Raw genomic sequence first — 18,465 nt, forward strand, 5'->3', positions numbered from 1 at the left:
CCCCGAGATCTCGATGATCTCGGGACCTTGCGAGTCGCCCGTCAGCTGGCCGCGCGGCGACGGCGCAGCACGAAGAGGCCGAACAACCCGAGCGCAACGAGCCCTGCGCGTGACGTCGACGAAACCGGTGCGCTCGAGCAACCGCCGCCTCCTTCGGCAGACGCCGTGTTGCCGGCGTCGGAGGCTCCGGCGTCGACGCTCGGCTCGGGGACCGGCTCGACCTTCGCCGGCTCGCACGCTCCACTCGCGCAGGTGCCGCCCGTGCACGATGCGCCGTCGGCCTTCACCGGTTCGGTGCAAGCGCCCGTCGACGGATCGCAGACGCCGGGTTCGTGGCAGCCGTCTCTCGCGTCGCACCGGACCTGCATCGAGCCGGTGCAGGTTGCGTTGACGCACGTATCTCTCTGCGTGCAGGCATTGCCATCGTCGCAGGTCGTCCCGTCCGCAAGTGCGGGGGTCGAGCACGTGCCCGTCGTGGGGTCGCAGGTGCCTGCGCCGTGGCACTGGTCGATCGGTGCGCAGACGACCGGCGTTCCCGTGCAGGAGCCGGCATGGCACGTGGGATTCGCGTTACAGAGATCGCTCGCCGTGCACGCGATACCATCGGCCTGATTGGCATACGAACACTTACCGGTGATGGGCGAGCATACGCCGTCCATCTTGCAAGCGTCCGGCGCAGCGCACGTGACTTGATCGCTGCCCGTGCACACGCCTGCCTGACACCTATCGGTCTGCGTGCACGCGTTTCCGTCATTGCACGGCGCTCCGTCGGACTTCGCGGGGTTCGAGCACTGGCCGGTGCCCGGATCGCAGACGCCGGCCGCGTGGCATTCATCGAGCGGCGCGCACGTGACCGGATTACTTCCCGTGCAGACGCCGGCCTGACACGTATCGACCTGCGTGCACGCATTTCCGTCGTTGCACGCGTTCCCCGTGCTTGCAGCATGCACGCATTGACCGGAGGGATTGCAACTATCGGTGGTGCACGGATTACCGTCGTCGCATTGCGCCGCCGATTGGCACTTCAAAGCCCAGCGCCAGCTGTCGCTGAAGGTCGTCGGTCCAGCGGGGCTATAGGCTTCACCGTTCCACAGATCGTGGTTGCCGTAGGCGACCATGGCGATGGCGACCGGCCCGGAATCGAGACCGATGAACGACGAGTCGTCCGACGGTTCCCAGGTGATCTGTCCAATCATCTTCCCGGCACCGTTCCAGACGGTCAAATACTGAGTGCCGTTCGCACTCGCGGTGAGCCCGACCTGGGTGACGGGCACCGAAAACGTGGCGACGCCGGCAAAGATCGCATACAGGCCGCTGGCTACGCCACCATTCGCCACTGCCGGGAAGTAGTTTCCGCCGGTCTGATAGAAGGGGAGTATCGCGGCGCCGGTTTGCGTGACCCCGGGCAGGAACGTCGTGAGCTCTCCGCTTCGCCACGTGAGTCCGCGCGCGGCATACACGGCTGCGGGCACCTCGACGTCCGTCGGTCCTTCGTCGAAGTCCCCGCGCGAGGCGTTGGCGATCTGACTCGCATCGGTGAGCACCGTAACCGCACCTTGAGCCGTCACCGTGCCCGCCGACGCGACCGTGCTCCACCCGATGAGACCGAACACCAACCCGACTCCGAGCCCGTTACGCATTTTCATCCTCACGACAAAGATTTCCAAGCTGGGACATACCCCGCTCTCCTTGGAAGTGCGAAGGCAAACGAAAGCCAAACTCGAGAGCGCTGCGAGGCGCGCGAGCGGAGCTCTTCCATGCCGCTTGGTGGATGTCTTCGGCATGGCGTCTATCCTCGGCGAGGAGCTTTCGACGTGCTTCGCGCCCTGAGGTTGGCAGTCGTCCTTTTCGGTCAGTCGGTGCGCTCGCTCGCGCGGCACCGTGGACGAACGACGTTGTCGGCGGTCGGGATTGCCATTGCGATTGCCGCCGTCGTCTGGGTCGTGGCGATCGGAATCGCCGGCGCCGAACGCGCCGCGGCCCTCCTCCAAGATCTCGGTGACAACTTGGTCTGGGTCGAAGCCGGCTCTCGCAACGTGGCAGGCGTTCGGACCGGCTCGAAGTCGACGTCGACGCTCACGCTCGGCGACGCCGAGGCCATTCTGCGGGAGGTTCCCTACGTCCAGAGTGTCTCGCCGCAAGTCGACGGGAACGTGCAGATCGTGTCGGCCCAGAGCAATTGGTCGACGCGTTCGCGTGGTATCGCTCCGGCCTACGTCGCCATCAAACGATTTTCGATCGCCGCCGGCGCCCTCTTCAACGACGAAGACGTTCAGCTCGGACGCAACGTCCTCGTCATGGGACAGACCGTGCGCCAAAGGCTCTTCGGCGCGGACAATCCCGTGGGGCAGATCGTTCGCATGAATGGCCAGCCGTTCGAGGTCGTCGGACTGCTCGCCCCCAAAGGACAATCGGCCACGGGAACGGACCAAGACGACGTCGTCATGGTTCCCTATTCGACCGCCAATCGGAAATTGCGGCCGGCGGGCCAAACATGGCTCGACGACATCGTCTGCTCCGCGGCCCGTCCCGATCTGATCGAGGCGACCACCGCGCAAATCACGGCACTCGTGCGCGAGCGGCATCGCATCGCGCCCGGCCAAGACGACGACTTCAACATTCGCCATCCCGAAGAAGTCGTGAAGGCGCAAATGGCTGCGTCGGAGACGTTCTCGACGCTTCTCTTGGTCATCGCATCGGTCGCGCTGCTCGTCGGCGGCATCGGCATCATGAACGTGATGCTCGCCTCGGTCTCGGAGCGACGGCGCGAGATCGGCGTTCGGCTCGCGATCGGAGCCAAGCCACGAAGCATCGTTCTGCAGTTCTTGGTCGAAGCGGTGCTCGTGAGTCTCTTCGGCGGCGGGCTCGGACTCGCTGCCAGTCTGGCCGGCTCGTCGATCCTCGAGCACGCCGTCGGTTGGTCGCTCCGAATTCCCATCGAGAGCTTCGTCGTCGCGTTCGCCTTCTCGGCCTTGGTCGGAGTCCTCTTCGGCTACCTGCCGGCGCGCCTCGCATCACGGCTGGATCCCGTCGAAGCGCTCTCGAGCGATTGACCGTATTCACGTCGTCGTCACTCGCGTGCGTCACTCGCGCGCACCACGAAGGACAAAAGGCAGACTGTTGTGCGCCACCGTGACGCGGTTCGCCGCTCGACCGCGGCGCCATGCACTACCATCGAGCTTCCGACGCGCCCGGAGAGCTTCCGACGCGTCCCCCAAAGGCCTCCGGTGCCCCCGGAAGCGCTTCCGACGCGCGAAATGAGGCTCTCCGGTGGGCCTGGGAACATCCGCGACGCGAGCGCGAACAGGCTCAAGTGCGTGAAATCAGGTCTCCGACGCGCACCCGGAATGCTCCGAGACGCGTCGGAAGGTTCCGTGAGGCCGCCAACCGACCTTCGACCTCGCAACGGAAGCTTCACGGACGCGCCAACCGACCTTCGAGCTCGCAACGGAAGCTTCACGAACGCGCCAACCGACCTTCGCGCCCGCGACGGAAGGCCGGCCGGCGCCCCGCGGGGCCCGCGTGCGGCGTCAGCTGCGTTCGCCGGCCAATGCGCCACTGGCCCAGCCCGACATCCACCGCGTATCTTCGTCGTGCACCATGATGAACCTCCGTGCACTCGGGAGCCGCGCCGCCATCGGACTATCCGTCCTCCTCGTGCCCGCGTGCACATCGGACAGCGGCGGTGGCTCCGACACAACGGGTGACGGCGGTGACGGCGGCAGCAGCGGCAGCACGACGGGCGGCGGCGGGGCGCGGGCGACGCTGACGCTGAGCGGCGCCTGGACCTACAGCGGAGAGTTCACGGGCAGGGTCGTCTGCTTCTGGACGAGCGCCGGTCACTTCGAGTTCGAAGGTCAGGCGCCGTACCTGGTCGACATCGGCATGGAAGCCACGCGCGACGGGACCTTCGACATCCCCGACTACACGAAAGTGATGACCGGGCAGATCACCGATCCGCCCGGCAACCCGCGGATCCGCGTGTCGCGACTGCAGAAGGTCGGAGACTCGAGCGCGGCGAACTACCCGGCGACGACCGGCACGATCACGATCTCGGGCACCGGCGCCTCGGGAACAGCGAAGTGGACGGGCACCTGGGCGGGCAGCAGCACGGTCGACGCCGAGCTCCATTGGGAGAACTGCGCGGAATCGCGCTGAGCCGCCCGGCGACTTCGGTCCTGAGGCGCCTTCGCCTACGACGCGTTTTCGTCGCGCGCGGGCATCTGCTTCTTGTGCAGGAGCGCGGGATCGCGCGAAACGCCGAGGCTCTGCTTGCAGCGAATGCAGCGGAACACGACCCGTTCGGGCGACGGCGTCATGCCGAGCATGCTCAGCATGATCCAGCCCCAGAGGGTGTACTCGGGCTCTTGCTGCACTTCGGGGTGATTGCGGGTGTGCCCGCAGGCGCACGTTCGCTTCGACATCTTGCGGTTGACCTTCACGACGGCGGGCTCGAACGCGGCCGACGTGACCTCAGCGTCCGGGGTCTTCATCGTGTTCATCGTGACGGACGCTTATTGCATCGACGGTGCCAGCGTGGAAGCGCTGAAATTTCGCGAGGAAAGCCCCTTAGGGCTGCCAAAAACCCATCGGACCTGCTGAAAATTCAGCAGGACCCCGAGCCCATCCGAAGACCTCGACCTGAGGACGCGTCGAAGCAACGTCGTGCAGTGCCGGTCGATCGGAGGAAATGGCACAGGAAGGGCGGAAGGGCGGAAGGTTCGAGGGGGGTTCAGAGCAGAGCATCGGCGCACTGCGGACTGCGGACTGCGGACTGCGGACTGGTCGATGTGCATCGTTGCCTTCGTCCAGGACTCCGGGAGTCGACGTACGAGGCCCTACTGCGAGCCGCCTTGCGACCGCTCACACCTCATCCCCCTAACCCCTTCCGTTCTTCCGCCCTTCCTGTGCTCACTCTCTTCAACTCAGAGGCTAGAGGCGATAGGTCTTCATCTTGTACTGGAGCGTGGCGCGGTTCGTCTGGAGCAGGCGCGCCGCCTCGGACTGGTTGCCGTCCGCCCGGCGCAGGGCGTCGGTGATGAGGCTCCGCTCGAAGGTCTCGACGCGCGTCCTGAGAGGGGCGCCGGCGACATCGCCCTCGTCGGCCGCGGCAGGCGTCGCCGCCTCCGACTTGTTCTCGAGCTGCGGGAGATCGGCGACGCCGATCGGACGCTCGCGCGTCAGGATCGAGGCGCGCTCGAGCACGTTCTGGAGCTCGCGGACGTTGCCCGGCCAATCGTAGGCCTCCAGGTACGCCATCGCGTCTTCGTCCACGCCCTCGGTGTGGATGCCGAGCTTCGTGGTGAGCGAGTGGAGAAACGCATCGACGAGGAGCGGGATGTCGTCGCGACGTTCGCGAAGCGGCGGAATCTGGATCGGAAAGACGGCCAGGCGGAAGAACAGGTCCGAGCGAAACCGACCGGCCTTCACCTCGCTCGCCAGGTCTCGGTTGGTCGCCGCCACCACGCGAACGTCGACCGGAACCGGATGCGTGCCGCCCACGCGCTCGACTTCGCGCTCCTGCAGAACGCGAAGGAGCTTCGCCTGGGCCTCGGCCGGCAGCTCGCCAACCTCGTCGAGGAAGATCGTTCCCTGCTGGGCGAGCTCGAAGCGTCCGAGTTTCCGCTGGACTGCGCCGGTAAAGGCGCCCTTCTCGTGTCCGAAGAGCTCGCTCTCGATGAGCGACGGCGTCAGGGCCGCGCAGTTCACTTTGACGAGCGGCTTGCCGCGACGAGGGCTCCGTTCGTGGATGGCGCGCGCGAAGAGCTCCTTGCCGGTGCCCGTCTCGCCCTGGAGCAGCACGGTGGTCGCTGTCTTTGCCACCCTGTCGACTTCGTGCAACACACGGGCAATGGCCGCGCTCTGACCGACGATGCCCGAAGGAGCGCCCTCGTGGAGCTCCTCTTTGAGGTACGCGTTCTCGGCTTCGAGCCTCCGTGACAGCTCCGTCACCTCGGCGAAGAGCCCGGCGTTCTTGATGGCAATCGAGGCCTGCGCCGCGAAGATCCCGAGGCGCTCGAAGTCGCTCTGCACGAGTCTCTTACGCGAGAAAATCGCGAGGACGCCGAGGAGCTCGGCGTTGAATTCGAGCGGGTAGCCCGCGAAGGTGGTGAGCCCGTTCTGCTCGATCCAGCCCTTGTCCGTGAAGCGCGGGTCGGTGAGGAGCTCGCTCGTGAAGACCGGCGTTCGGGTGGCGGCGATGAGGCCGATCTTGAGCGCGCCGAAGGAAACGCGGCTGCGCGTACCATCGAGGCGTTCGGAGAGCCCCGCGCTCGCCACGAGCTGCAGGCTCGGACTCTCCTCCCCCTCCTCGGCCGGCCGAACGAGCCAGATGCGCGCCAGCGAGGCGTCGAGATCGCGAACGAGCCCGCGTGTGATCTCACCGAGGACGTCGTCGAGGTCGAGCGTGCTCGCCATACGCAAGCTCACGCGCCCGAGTGTCGCCTCGAGACCCACCGCGGAGTTCATGGCGGGGTTCATGCGGGCATTCTAAACACGCGACTGGAAACGGCGCGGCCATTCGGCATAGGATCGGCCAACGATGCGTTGCGGACGAAGCCGGGTCGTCAGCGCGGCGCTCTTGGTGACGGCGCTTTCGGTGACGGTCGCGACGACGCCCGCGGTCGCGCACGCTCAGACCAGCCAGGCCGATGCCCTGTTCACCCAGGGCCGTGAGCTGCTCGAGAAGGGCAACTACAAGGAAGCCTGCACCAAGCTGCAGCAGAGCGAAGAGCTCGCGCCGGCCATCGGAACGCTGCTGAATCTCGGCTACTGCTGGGAACAGCTCGGCCGCATGCGCAGCGCCATGGAGGCCTACAGCGAGGCGCAGATCCTTTCGCAGAAGTCGGGCGACACGAAACGCACCGCCTTCGCCAAAGAGCGCTTCGAGGCCGTCTCGCCAAAGGTGATGAAGCTCGAGGTGAAGGTCACCGACCCTGGGGCCGCCGGCCTCGAGATCAAACGCAACGAGACGAGCATTCCGAAGACCGACTGGGGTCAACCCATCCCCGTCGATCCCGACGATTTCGTGGTCACGGCGACGGCTCCCGGATACGCGCCGTGGCACGGCACCGTGACGGTGCGCGGTGAAGGGTCGACCGTGACCGTCGTGGTTCCCCCGCTCTCGCGAAGCGCAGAGGCCGACGGCAGCGTGAACCTCAATACCACGCGCATCGCAGCGCTCGGTCTCGGCGCGCTCGCCGTAGGCGCGCTCAGCGCCGGCATCGCCACCGGTCTCGGCGCCAAGTCACGCTACGACGACGCCTCGAGTCATTGCGACCCTACGGGCTGTGATGCCGAGGGCTCGAGCGTCCAGCAGAGCGCCAGAACGCAGGGCAACGTCGGAACGGCCCTCATCGGCCTCGGCGCACTCGCCGGCGCCGCGGGCATCTATTTGTGGATCGTCGGAGGCAAGGACGTGCCACACAAGCCAACGTCTTCACCTCCTCCCGTGAGCGCGAGCGTTCGGCTCGAGCTTCGCCCATCGAGCGTGGCACTCGGAGGCCACTTCTGATGCGAATCTTCGGGGTGGGGACCCTCACGATGCTCGCCGGGCTCGCGGGCTGCAACGCCGTGCTCGGTCTCGAAGAACAACCGCTACGTTCCTTCGACGCGGGGACCACGGGCCCTGTCGCACCGGCCGCATGCCGTGTCGACGGCGACTGCGTCCCGCCGAACGGCTGTTACACCGGTCGTTGCGACACGGTGCTCGGCGCGTGCGCCTACACGCTCTGTTCGTCGAACGCGCGCGCATGCTCAGCGGGCACGTGTGATCCGACCACGCTGACGTGCACCGGCGAGAAGGACTACGGCTTTCGCGCGGGCGGGTACGCCGTGCCCGACGTCACCATCGCCTGCAAAGACGCAAGCGCCTGCCTCGCCGCCGCGTTCCCTTTCGTGTTCATCGGAACGCCCAGCGGCGTCACCACGCTCGGTGTGGAGAGCATCGCCGGCAGCACGGCGCGAAAGATCCCCACGCAGGTCGACATCCATCCCGCGCAGCTCGTCACGAGCGGACGGCGTCTCTGGATTCTCGGCGAGGTCCAAGGAGCCGCGCCGCCCTACCAGCTTCCCATCGCCACGATCGAGATCCCCTCCGATCCGACCATCGCGAGCCTCTCGGCCACCACGTCGCTCGTCGCCTATCCGTTTCCGCGCGCGGTGGGATTCCCCGCACCGAAGGGGGCGCTCTTCGTGTCGTTCGACGACGCGTCGCAAGGATTTCCGACGGCACGCGTGGACGCGCCCTTGCCGAGCGGTGCGGCGTTCGAAATGCGGGCCGGATCGGGGCCGGGAGCATCAAGTTCGGCGCTTCCGATGTTCCGCATCCCGCAAGATGCAGCGAATGGTTCGCTGGTCGCCTCGAGTGGCGAACGCCTCGTCGTGTATCGCGCGCCCGCCACCTTCAACCTGATCACGACGCCTGCGACGGCGACGGCAACCCTCGCGGCGGACGACGTCATCACCCCCGCCCCGCCCGTGCTCGCCGCCCCGCGCTTCACCCAAGGGCCGAACGGAACGGTGATGCTCGGCGCGCCCGTCGTCGCGGATCCGGAGAACGACTGCAACTGCACCTCGCACCAGCGCTTGCAATGGGTGCTGCCGAACACGTCCGCGGCGAAGGTGGACGCCAATCAGGTGGCCGATCCGGAGGGCTACCAGAACCCGTTCGTCGGCGGAGCCGCCGCGTGTCACACGTGCAATCCGGCGTCGTACTTCGTCGGGGCAACGCTGGCGGCATGGGTCGACGATCGGCGCGTGCTCGTCGCGGCACCGGCGAGTGATCCTGCCGAGAACCGCACGCTCACCGCCGTGAGACTTCTCGAGCGCGATCCCATCGCGGCTCCGGCCACGCGTCGTTTCTCCACGACACCGGCCGACGCTCCCCCCGGGAACTTCGCGACCGACCGCATCGCCCTCGCATCGTCGAACGGCCTCGGCTACCTGCTCCTTGCCGGCAGTCAGGGGAGCGGCGTCACGCTGGCGACGATCGATCCGCGTTGCGACGCAAAATGAAATAGCGGGGCATCCAGCTCGCACACGGAAGAGGTGCCGACGGATCGACTTGTCGTCGAGGCACCCCTCCGCCTACGGTCCACGGAGAACAATGAGGCGTTGCCCATGAGGCTCATCCGGATCGCCGTCGCGAGCGTCAACACCACCGTGGGAGCCGTGCGCGGAAACGTCGACCGCGCCGTCATCGCGGCGCGCGAAGCCGCCGAAGACGGCGCGACGGTCGTCGTGCTGCCCGAGCAGCTCATCGCCGGGTACTCGCCGGAAGACCTCGTTCAGTGGGGCGCCTTCGTCGACGCGCAGTGGAAAGAGCTCGAGCGTTTCGCCCAGGCCACGAGCGATCTCGGATGTGCCATGGCGCTCGGCCTCACGGTGGCGCGCGGAGCGCACGTCTACAACTGCGCGGCCGTGGTCCATGGCGGGAAGATCCTCGGCATCGTGCCGAAGGAGAAGCTGCCCACGTACAACGTCTTCTACGAAGCGCGCGTCTACGCGCGAGGCGTGCCCGGTCTCGTCGACGAAGTGCACGGCGTTCCCTTCGGCGATCTTATCTTCGACTTCGACTTCGGCACCGTGGCCGTCGAGGTCTGCGAAGACATCTGGTCGCCCGACGGCCCGATGCGACGCCGTTCGTATGCCGGCGCCGAGCTCGTCCTGAACATCTCCGCCTCGCCCTTCCGACTCGGCGTCGTCGGCACACGCCGCGAGATGATCGCCACGCGCGCGAACGACAACCAGGTCACGGTTGCCTACGCGAACCTCGTCGGGGCCAACGACGGCCTCGTGTTCGACGGCGGCGGCTTCGTCGCGCAGAACGGGCGCATGCTGCTCGAGGCGCCGCGCTACCAGACTGGCTTCGCGGCGGTGAACGTCGACCTCGATCGCACGCGTCGCCTGCGTCGCGAGAACACCACGTGGCGCGCCGACCAGGAGACGTTCGCGGCAAGCGCCCCGAGCATCCGTCGCATCGCTTGTCCGGCCATGACCACGGGCCGCGAGAAGCTCGTCTACCCCGTGCCGCCGAACCGAAGCTTCTTCCTCCCCGGTGCGCCGTCGCAAACCACGCCGCGCCAGGACTTCTGCGAAGACCTGCTCGACGCGCTCGCGCTCGGGGTGGGCGACTACTTCGAGAAGACCGGCGCGTTCAAGACGGTGGGCGTGGCGCTCTCCGGCGGACGCGACAGCCTGCTCTGCCTCTATCTCGCACGACGCTGGATTTCGCGCCGCTACGGCAGCCTGGGCCCCGAGGCGGAGAAGCAGAAGGCCAAGGAGATCCTGCGCGCGTTCTTCATGCCCTCGCGCTACTCGTCGGGCGAGACCTGCAAGGCGGCCGAGCGGGCGGCCAACGATCTCGACGCCCCCTTCGTGGTGCTGCCCATCGACGACGCCTTCGAGCGCGAGCTCCGCGAAGTCGAGAAGATGCTCCAGCCGGGCGAAACCATCACCACGATGGCGCGTCAGAATGTGCAGGCCCGCGTGCGCGCGGAACGCATGTGGACCTGGACGAACAGCGCCGCCGGCCTCTTCTTGCAAACGAGCAACATGAGCGAGAAGGCGGTCGGCTACACGACCATCGGCGGCGACATGGAAGGCGCGCTCAGCGTCATCGCGAACGTCCCGAAGACGGTCGTGAACTACCTGCTCGACTACCTCCTCGAGACCACGAACATGGAGGGCATCCGGCTCACCCTCGAGAAGCCGGCTTCCGCCGAGCTCGCCGACAACCAGGAAGACGAGAAGGAGCTCATGCCCTTCCCCGTTCTCGACGCCTGCTTCGCGCTCTATGCCGGCGAGAAAATGGCGCCGAGCGAGGTGCGCGAGGTTCTGCTGGTGATGTTCCCGGAGTACGACCCGAAGGTCGTGGAGAACTGGGCCGCGCGCTTCGCACGCCTCTTCACGCAGTCGATCTACAAGTGGGTGCAGACGCCGCTCTGCCTGCACGTCGGCAACCTCGATCTCGATCGCGAGCGCGCCCTGCAGCTCCCCGTGGTGCAGCGCACCGAGTGGGGTTGAACCTAGAGCAGCGAGTGGGGTTGGACCTGGAGCACCGAGCAAAGCTCTACGTGCAATGCCGTTCGGATACGCAGACAAATTTCACAGGAAGGTCGGAAGAGCGGAAGGTTATTATTATCGCCCCGCGAAAAGCGCCAAACTCCGCTTGCTGGGAAATTGATGGCGCCAATGCCGGCGCGGTATCGCGCGAGCTGTCCGCTCTCTCCGCCCCAAAAACTTCCGCCCTTCCGCCCTTCCTGTGAAAAATCTCAGGTCGGATCCATCGGTGTCAGACCGATGTCTGCTCATCGGAACGGCATTGCGGTGCTCGAGCACTGGCTTGCGAGCAACACTGGCTCTAGCTAGGTGGCGGTCGTCAGATCGCCCTGGCGCGTGAAGCTGGCGATGAGCGCCACGGGCGCCCAGATGGGAAAGAACAGCGGCAGGCAGCGCGTGAGCATGGCGAACGCGCGAATGCCCGTGACCGTCGTGCGGTCACGACGAACGACGACGATGGAGTGGCCAGGCTGATCGTCCGGCGCCCAGGGCTTCAGCTCGAAGCGACCGAACCAATCGAGCATCGGCACGAGCACGCCGCAGACCTTTCCCCAGCCGCGCGTGGGGTCGAACCGCAGCGTTCGCGCCTGGAAATCCGGGGTGACGAACGTGCCGTACATCGCGAGCGTGAGCAGCGTGAAGGTGCCGGCGCCCCACGTCACGTCGATGAAGAGGTGGAACCAGAACCCCCACCACAAGGCGATGATGCGCGTGGGCCGAAGCCACAGAGCGACGCACAGAACGAGCTCGCTCATGATGACCGCCTTCGACACCGAGCTCGCCACGGCTTCGCGGGCGAGGAACTCGAGGATGGCGCGAGGCACGCGCGCGGAGGCGAACTGGGCGTCGCGCGCAAAGCGATCGGCGAGGACGAGCCCGGTGCGGTAGGCAGGGTCGAGCAGCTTCGCGCCGCCCGAGGCGAAGTAGACGATCGAAACCTGGATCTGCGCGAGACGAACGGCCCAATACGGACCGGTGCTCGGGTGCGGCACGTCGCTATCGGCCGTGCGCCAGGATCGGTCGCAGGGCCCCAGCGAGAGGAGGAGCGCGTAACAGAAGAGGGAATAACGGTCGCTGCCGAATTGTAGGCGGTCGCAGAGGAGAACCCAGCCACCGAGCAGTGCGCTCAACATGAGCGAGGGGCGCGCCCAGATCCCGAGCGCGACCATGACCGCGAAACACACGCGCAAGGCCACCACCACTGCGAAGAGGCGATGCGACGGCACGAGCAGATCGGGGAGCATCGAGAGGTGGAACGCGTCGCCGAAGTAACCGACCTCGAGGAGGCGCTCGGCGTCGGCAAGGGCGTACCAACCGAGAAGCACGCCGAGCATCGAGCGCACCGGTCCGAGGGCGTAGCCGTCGGCGATCTCGTCGCGGAAGCGCACGAGCGCGTGCAGCATCTAGGTTCCCCCTGCGTGGTTCAGAGGCGGACTCACGAGGTGCACGACGTAGGGCTCGCCGCCGTTACGTCGGACCGTGACGTCGAGGAGAAAGCGACGCGTCTCGGCATCGTCGGGAACGTGCGCAGCGAGGTCGTCGAGGGCACGCCGATAGGCATCGAGCGCGGCACGACTTCCGTTGCGCGCCTCGAGCTCCCGATCGAGGTTCGCGAGGTCGGGCAGCACGACGCGATCGTGCCACGCGAAGCGACGGAGCATCCCGCCGGGATCGTGCGCGCTCCACTCCCCCTCCTCGGCCTTCACGCGTACGAGGGCTCCCGAGGGGCCATCGACCTCTCGATAGAGCACGGCCTTGACGGTGCTCGACTCGCCGAAGGTGCGAAAGCCGAAGGCACCGTCGGTGCGCCGCGATGCGGTGAGAACGAGCGCGATCTGGAAAGCGATCCACAGTGCCGCGAACACGAGTCGCCAAGCTCGACGGGCCGATCCGAGGGGATGCGGCGTGGGCGAGGGCCTCTTCGAAGTACGGTGGGGGTGCTGACCGTCCTGCACCACTCGCTCCGTGATACCCGGGAGCCCCCTCGTAGGCTAAACAAACTTCCGGAGGCACGCCTGGCGTGCAAGGATTTGACTGCTGTGCGCCGTGGCTTTGCCAAGAAAGTGACCTGGTCGACGAACGCGAAGCCGAACGTCGCGATCTCGAAACGGGCGTTTGTCGCGGCCGCCATCGCACTGACGCTTCCGTCGTTGGGATGCGGTGACAGCCTGCCCAAGGCCAAGCCCGCGGCCGATGCGGACGGGCCGAACGGCTCGGTCCCCGCGAATCGCGACGCCGTTGCCTCCGTCCCGGCCGAGATCGTCTCGCGCACGCACGCCGGTGTCGTCGGCGCCCTCGAGCGGCCCGCTGCTCTCCGGCGCTTCTTCGAGTCGCTCGGTCGCCTCGAATCGGAACAGGCGCAGGACGACGTGCGCATCGTCCAGTTCGGCGACTCACATACGGCCGCCGACATCGAGACGGGCAGCGCTCGTCACGCGCTCCAGACACGCTTCGGTGACGGAGGGCGAGGCTTCGTCGCCATCGGCAAGCCGTGGAAGCAGTACCTCCAGGAAGGCGTGCGCTGTGGGATGTCCTCGGACTGGTCGGGCGAGCGCGGAAAGCTCGAACGCGGAAAGTTCGTGGGCGACGGTATGTACGGCCTCGCCGGCATCGGTCTCGGCTCGAGCCAGCGTGGAGCGCGCGCGTGGACCGACATCACCGCGCGCACGAGCCGGGCCGAGATCAACTACCTCGAGCAGCCGAACGGCGGCTCTTTCGACGTCTTCGTCGACGGCGTCCGCGTCGTTCGCGTGTCGACGCGCGCCGATCGCGCGGCCTCCGCATTCCGCACCTTCGACATCACGCCATCCACCGCTCATCAGGTCGAAGTGCGCGGCGTGGGTGATGGTGACGTTCGGGTCTTCGGGCTCTCCCTCGATCGCGCCGAGCACGGCATCGTGTTCGATGCGCTCGGCATCAACGGCGCGCGCGTCACCACGTGTTTGCAGTGGAACGAGCAGCACTGGGCCGAGCAGCTCAAGCATCGCGCACCCGCGCTCGTGATCCTCGCCTACGGCACGAACGAGTCGACCGACGAGGGCATGTCGCCCGAGACGTACGAACGCCAGCTCGTCGATACGCTCGGGCGAATCGCGCGCGCCGTGCCTTCGGCGTCCTGCCTCCTCCTCGGACCGCCCGACCGCGCCATCTCCGAGGGCAAAGACAAGGAGTGGGTGACCGCTCCGAAGCTTCTCGAGATCATCGCTTCCCAAAAGCGCGTGGCGGCAGCTGCGGGCTGTGCGTTCTACGATCAGCTCACGGCCATGGGCGGCTCGGGCACGATTGCCGGTTGGGCGTCCGAAGATCCTCCGCGCGCCCAGAAAGACCGCGTCCACCTCACGCGCGAAGGCTATGCGCAGCTCGGGAGCTCGTTCGCCGCCGACCTCATGCGTGCCTACGTGGGCTGGCGCAAAGAGCTCGGGCTCCCATCGACGTCGGCTCCTGCGCCGGCGCTCGAAGCCTCGCAGTAGTCGCGCGAGTCGCGCTCCTCCGTGCACGAAGAGCGGCGGCCACCTCGATGGACGTCGCGACGTCGCGACGTCGCGACGTCGCGACGTCGCCTCGTCGCGCGTCGTGCACGGAGACAAAATAAAAACACCGCGCTGGGCCAGGGGGGGGATGGCCACTCGCGCGGTGCACTCGCCTATATAGCGAGATGCGTGCCAATCAAAATGACGGCATTTTCGGGGTGAAGAAGGGCGATTTCTTTCAGGCCTGCATGATCGGCGGACACGGATGCACGACCGTGAGGGGCATCGGTCGTCCGTGTCTCGCTCATCGCGATTGTGAAAGCCCTGCCTTGCCCACAGCCAGCGACAACGCCAGTCCGGCTCATTCGGTGAGAATGCGGTGAACGAGCTGGATGCACACCGAGCCCTCACCGACCGCGGAGGCCACGCGTTTGACGCTGTTCGCGCGAACGTCGCCGACCGCGAAGATGTGCGGACGGCTCGTCTCGAAGAGGAGCGGCGCGCGTTCGAGAGGCCAGTGCGCCTCGAGGAGCATCTCATGGGTGAGATCCGCGCCCGAGCAGACGAAGCCCTTCGCATCGGTCATGACGCAGCCGTGCAGCCACCTGGTGTTCGGACTGGCCCCCGCCATCGTGAAGAGATGGCGGATCGGATGTGTCGACGTCTCCCCCGTCGCGTCGTCACGCCAGGTGACCTGTTCGAGGTGTTCTTTGCCGTGAAGCCCAACGATACGCGTCCGCTTCCGGAGCGTGATGTTCGGCGTCTCCTCGATGCGACGCACGAGATACCGGGACATGCTGGCGGCCAGGTCCGGTCCACGAATGAGCATGTGAACGTGCTTGCACGAGCGCGCGAGGAACGTGGCCGCCTGTCCGGCGGAGTTGCCGCCGCCGACGATGACGACCTCGTTGTCACCACATCGCTGCGCCTCGACGTACGTGGCCGCGTAGTAGACGCCCACGCCTTCGAACCGCGAGAGCTCGGGAAGGTCGAGCTTTTTGTACTCCGCCCCGGTGGCAATGATGAGGGCGCGCGTGCGGACGATGTCGCCGCCGCCGAGATCGATCTGGATGATGGGGTGGCCACAGTCGATGCGAACGGCGCTGCGGGCGACGACGATCTGCGCGCCGAACTTCTCGGCCTGCGTGAACGCGCGACCGGCGAGCGCTTGCCCCGAGATGCCCGTGGGGAAACCGAGGTAGTTCTCGATTTTCGAGCTCGATGCGGCCTGGCCTCCCGGCGCGGTCGATTCGATGACGAGGACGTCGAGCCCCTCCGACGCGCCGTAGACCGCCGCTGCCAGGCCCCCCGGCCCGCTCCCGCAGATGACGACGTCGCGTATCGACTCCATCTGCACGTTCGCGTTGAACCCGAGACAGTCGGCGACCTGCGTTTCGGTAGGGTTGCGGAGGACGCAGCCACGCCGACACACGATGACGAGGGGGATGTCGTCCACGCTCACGTGGAATCGATCGAGGAGCTCCTGGACGACGGCATCGCGCTCGACGTCGAGATACTGCACCGGCTGACCATTGCGCGCGAAGAAGGCTTGCAAGCGCAGCGTGGCGGCCGAGTTCCGCGAGCCGATGATCACCGAGTCGCCGTAGCCCGACGACAGAAGGGCGACGCGGCGAAGGATGAACGCGCGCATGAGGAGCTCGCTCAGCTCCGACTCGGTCTGGACGATCGCCCGCAGGCGGGGCTGTTCCACACGAATCACGCGAACATCGGTTTTGGCCCGAACTTGAACGAAGCTCCGCCGATCGGTGAGGAGCGTCACCTCGCCGGTAAACTGGTGCTCGCCGAGGGTCGTGATGAGCTCCTCGATTCCTCCCGGTCGCGCGTAGACGACGTCGATCTGCCCTTCGAGGACGACGAAGAACGGCAGGTGCGTGTCCCCCTGATCGTAGAGGACATGACCGGCCGGGTAGCGCATCTCCTGGCCGAAGGCCGCGATGCGCGCAACCTGGGCCGGCGTGAGAACCGGGAACATCTGCGCCACCCGGTTCGAGAGCTCGCCGAAGGGACGGTTCGGGCCCGCGCTCGAGTTCGCGTTCGAGATCGTGGCGGTTTGCATGGCTTCCCCTGTTTAGGGATCCATTCGTCGCCGACGACGAGCGTGCAAGCCGCGAGCGCCCGATTCGCGCGACTGCACGCGCGAGCTTACGCGATGAGCTGATTAGCGGTTCGGCGCGGCGTCGGGATGGCGCGAGCGCCAGGCTTCGAAGCCCGTGCTGAGCGCCTTGTAGAAGAGGTCGCCGATGACCTCCGCGCCTTGCGGCGTGGGATGCGTAAGGTCACCGCCACCGAGGCCGGTCTTCGCCCACTTGGCCATCGAGCCTTCGCCGCCCATCGCCTCGAACGTGTTCCAGAAGGCCACGCCGGTCTTCGCGGCAACGTTCTTCTGCGCGTTGACGAGCTTCTTGATGACGGGCTTCGTGCGGAGCGCGCCGCCTTCGGTGGTCTCGGCGCGGTCGAGTGGAGCGGCGATCAGAATCGACGCGTTGGGCGCCGCCGCCTTGATCTTCTCGACGACCGCCGTGAGCGTCTGCTCGTAGTTGCCGGCCAGGCCGGGCGCTTCGCTCTCGTTCGTTCCGTACTGGAGAACGACGAGCGCCGGCTTGCGGAGCGACATCTGCTCCGTCCAGTGGTTGGCGTCGATGCCGCCGAGGAGCTCCACCCGCGCGCCGTTCGCGCCGAGCGCGTCGTACACCACGCCGGGCTCCTCGCGTTCGAGCGCGACACCGAAGAGGCGCGGCGCGCCGGACACGACGTTCAGTTTGAGCTTCGCCTCGCCATCGGGAACCGAGAACGACTTGATGCGCGAGACCTTCTGTTCGCCCTTGGTCGAGAAGCGCTCGGTCTTGCCGGCAAACCGGACTTCGACGTCGCCGCCGGCGGGCGTCTCCAGGTAGTAGACGTCGAAGCGCGAGACCTTCTTGCCGTACTTGCTCTGCTCCGACGTGCCGAAGAACGCAGACGCGCCGGCGTTGCCGGTAAAGGTCACGCCGCCGAGGCCGTACATGCCGTCTTTCGTGAGCGGCCCGGTGATACGGCTCGAGTTCCAGCCCTCGCCTGCCCCGTGCGCGACGTCGTTGTGGAAGTACCACTCCCAAGGATTGGCCACGAGGAGGAAGCCGTGACCGGCATCGCCCAGGTCCGCCTGCATCTTGCGACGCATCGTTCCCGAGACGTAGTCGCTCGTGATGACGCTGTCGCCGTAGTGCATGATGCGCGTGACCGCGCCGGGCTGCTTGGCGCGCGTCTTCGCGAGGTAGCCGTAGAAGTTGTCGAGCGCGTGACCGGTCGGATCGTCGACGGCGATCGAGCCCTTGGTCTTCGCGAGAGCCTGCGCGTCGAGCGCCGCAGGTGCCGGCTGATCAGGCAGTGCGTTCGTGACGGTGGCTTCGTTGGTCGAAGCCTTGAGCGCGGTCTCGCCGTGCGCGAGCGCTGGCGCGACTGGCGCGCTGGCCTTCTCTTGCGGGGTCGTCGTCTCGGCGTCGGCCGTGTGATCCCACGGTGCCCGGACGATCCGATACGGAGCGAGCGCCGGGGAGGCATACGGAACGGCCAGCAGGCCGAGCATCACGCCGATGGCAGCCGTGGTCTTACCCGCGAGAGGATGGCTCACGCCCACGTCGTAGAACGCAGGCGCCCGCGCATCAACTTTTGGCACGGGAGCCCACGAAAATAGCTCCTTCCGGCTGCAGGCCACCGCGTGCACGGGCCGAACGGCCGACGAGCCGACGAGACAGCCCGGAGGGTCAGAACTGCGCACTCGGCGGCGAGAGCTTCATGAACCGTCCGCCCGGCGTCCTTACCGGACAATGCACCGCGATGGGCCAGAACGGCCGGACCAACACGCATCCCGACGTCGGCTTCCGTTGCTGCGCCGATCCTCTCTACTGACGCGTTCGCTCGCGTGGATGGGCTT

The 18,465-nt window shown here is 66.8% G+C and carries 13 protein-coding genes; 6 read left to right on the plus strand and 7 right to left on the minus strand.

Annotated features, from left to right (window positions below; translation table 11 throughout):
* Positions 1-41: 41 nt before the first annotated feature.
* The gene (locus tag AKJ09_RS52905) at positions 42-1,640 is read right to left on the minus strand and encodes an MYXO-CTERM sorting domain-containing protein (RefSeq protein ID WP_169927485.1); all 1,599 of its coding nucleotides are present in this window, start codon (positions 1,638-1,640) and stop codon (positions 42-44) included.
* A 192-nt stretch (positions 1,641-1,832) separates the two neighbouring features.
* On the opposite strand from AKJ09_RS52905, the gene AKJ09_RS52910 reads away from it, so the two are divergent.
* Both AKJ09_RS52910 and AKJ09_RS12695 read left to right on the plus strand, forming a co-directional pair.
* The gene (locus AKJ09_RS52910; RefSeq protein WP_205633693.1) at positions 1,833-3,053 is read left to right on the plus strand and encodes an ABC transporter permease; all 1,221 of its coding nucleotides are present in this window, start codon (positions 1,833-1,835) and stop codon (positions 3,051-3,053) included.
* A 547-nt stretch (positions 3,054-3,600) separates the two neighbouring features.
* A complete protein-coding gene (locus AKJ09_RS12695) occupies positions 3,601-4,158 on the plus strand; it encodes a hypothetical protein (protein WP_146647457.1) in 558 nt (185 codons plus the stop codon).
* Positions 4,159-4,193: 35 nt separating this feature from the next.
* On the opposite strand, the gene AKJ09_RS12700 is transcribed toward AKJ09_RS12695, so the two are convergent.
* Together AKJ09_RS12700 and AKJ09_RS12705 are read right to left on the minus strand one after the other, a co-directional pair.
* A complete protein-coding gene (locus AKJ09_RS12700; protein WP_146647458.1) occupies positions 4,194-4,502 on the minus strand; it encodes a hypothetical protein in 309 nt (102 codons plus the stop codon).
* 430 nt (positions 4,503-4,932) lie between these two features.
* A complete protein-coding gene (locus AKJ09_RS12705) occupies positions 4,933-6,480 on the minus strand; it encodes a sigma-54-dependent Fis family transcriptional regulator (RefSeq protein WP_146647459.1) in 1,548 nt (515 codons plus the stop codon).
* A gap of 61 nt (positions 6,481-6,541) precedes the next feature.
* On the opposite strand from AKJ09_RS12705, the gene AKJ09_RS12710 reads away from it, so the two are divergent.
* The 3 genes from AKJ09_RS12710 (at position 6,542) to nadE (ending at position 11,025) form a co-directional block, all read left to right on the plus strand.
* Positions 6,542-7,513, plus strand: a complete 972-nt coding sequence (locus tag AKJ09_RS12710) for a tetratricopeptide repeat protein (protein WP_146647460.1) — start codon at positions 6,542-6,544, stop codon at positions 7,511-7,513.
* Positions 7,513-9,015 (plus strand): hypothetical protein, encoded by a 1,503-nt coding sequence (locus AKJ09_RS12715; RefSeq protein ID WP_146647461.1) that lies wholly within the window; start codon positions 7,513-7,515, stop codon positions 9,013-9,015. The genes AKJ09_RS12710 and AKJ09_RS12715 overlap by 1 nt, the downstream gene beginning before the upstream one ends.
* A gap of 105 nt (positions 9,016-9,120) precedes the next feature.
* Positions 9,121-11,025 carry an NAD(+) synthase gene (gene nadE / locus AKJ09_RS12720; protein WP_146647462.1) on the plus strand — a complete coding sequence of 635 codons (1,905 nt, stop codon included), beginning with the start codon at positions 9,121-9,123 and terminating at the stop codon, positions 11,023-11,025.
* 341 nt (positions 11,026-11,366) lie between these two features.
* On the opposite strand, the gene AKJ09_RS12725 is transcribed toward nadE, so the two are convergent.
* Both AKJ09_RS12725 and AKJ09_RS52915 read right to left on the minus strand, forming a co-directional pair.
* Positions 11,367-12,464, minus strand: coding sequence for an HTTM domain-containing protein (locus tag AKJ09_RS12725; protein WP_146647463.1), 1,098 nt, complete (start codon positions 12,462-12,464; stop codon positions 11,367-11,369).
* Positions 12,465-12,926, minus strand: coding sequence for a hypothetical protein (locus AKJ09_RS52915; protein WP_169927487.1), 462 nt, complete (start codon positions 12,924-12,926; stop codon positions 12,465-12,467). It abuts the gene before it with no gap.
* A 174-nt stretch (positions 12,927-13,100) separates the two neighbouring features.
* Here AKJ09_RS52915 and AKJ09_RS52920 point away from each other — a divergent pair, with 174 nt between their 5' ends.
* Complete coding sequence (locus tag AKJ09_RS52920; protein ID WP_169927488.1) at positions 13,101-14,531, plus strand: GDSL-type esterase/lipase family protein; 1,431 nt, start codon at positions 13,101-13,103, stop codon at positions 14,529-14,531.
* 361 nt (positions 14,532-14,892) lie between these two features.
* On the opposite strand, the gene AKJ09_RS12735 is transcribed toward AKJ09_RS52920, so the two are convergent.
* Together AKJ09_RS12735 and AKJ09_RS12740 are read right to left on the minus strand one after the other, a co-directional pair.
* Positions 14,893-16,608 carry an FAD-dependent oxidoreductase gene (locus tag AKJ09_RS12735; RefSeq protein WP_146647465.1) on the minus strand — a complete coding sequence of 572 codons (1,716 nt, stop codon included), beginning with the start codon at positions 16,606-16,608 and terminating at the stop codon, positions 14,893-14,895.
* Positions 16,609-16,710: 102 nt separating this feature from the next.
* Positions 16,711-18,162: a GDSL-type esterase/lipase family protein gene (locus AKJ09_RS12740; RefSeq protein WP_146647466.1), complete on the minus strand. Its 1,452-nt coding sequence runs from the start codon at positions 18,160-18,162 to the stop codon at positions 16,711-16,713.
* Positions 18,163-18,465: the final 303 nt, after the last annotated feature.

The organism is Labilithrix luteola (assembly GCF_001263205.1).
In the GTDB taxonomy this organism is placed as follows: domain Bacteria; phylum Myxococcota_A; class Polyangia; order Polyangiales; family Polyangiaceae; genus Labilithrix; species Labilithrix luteola.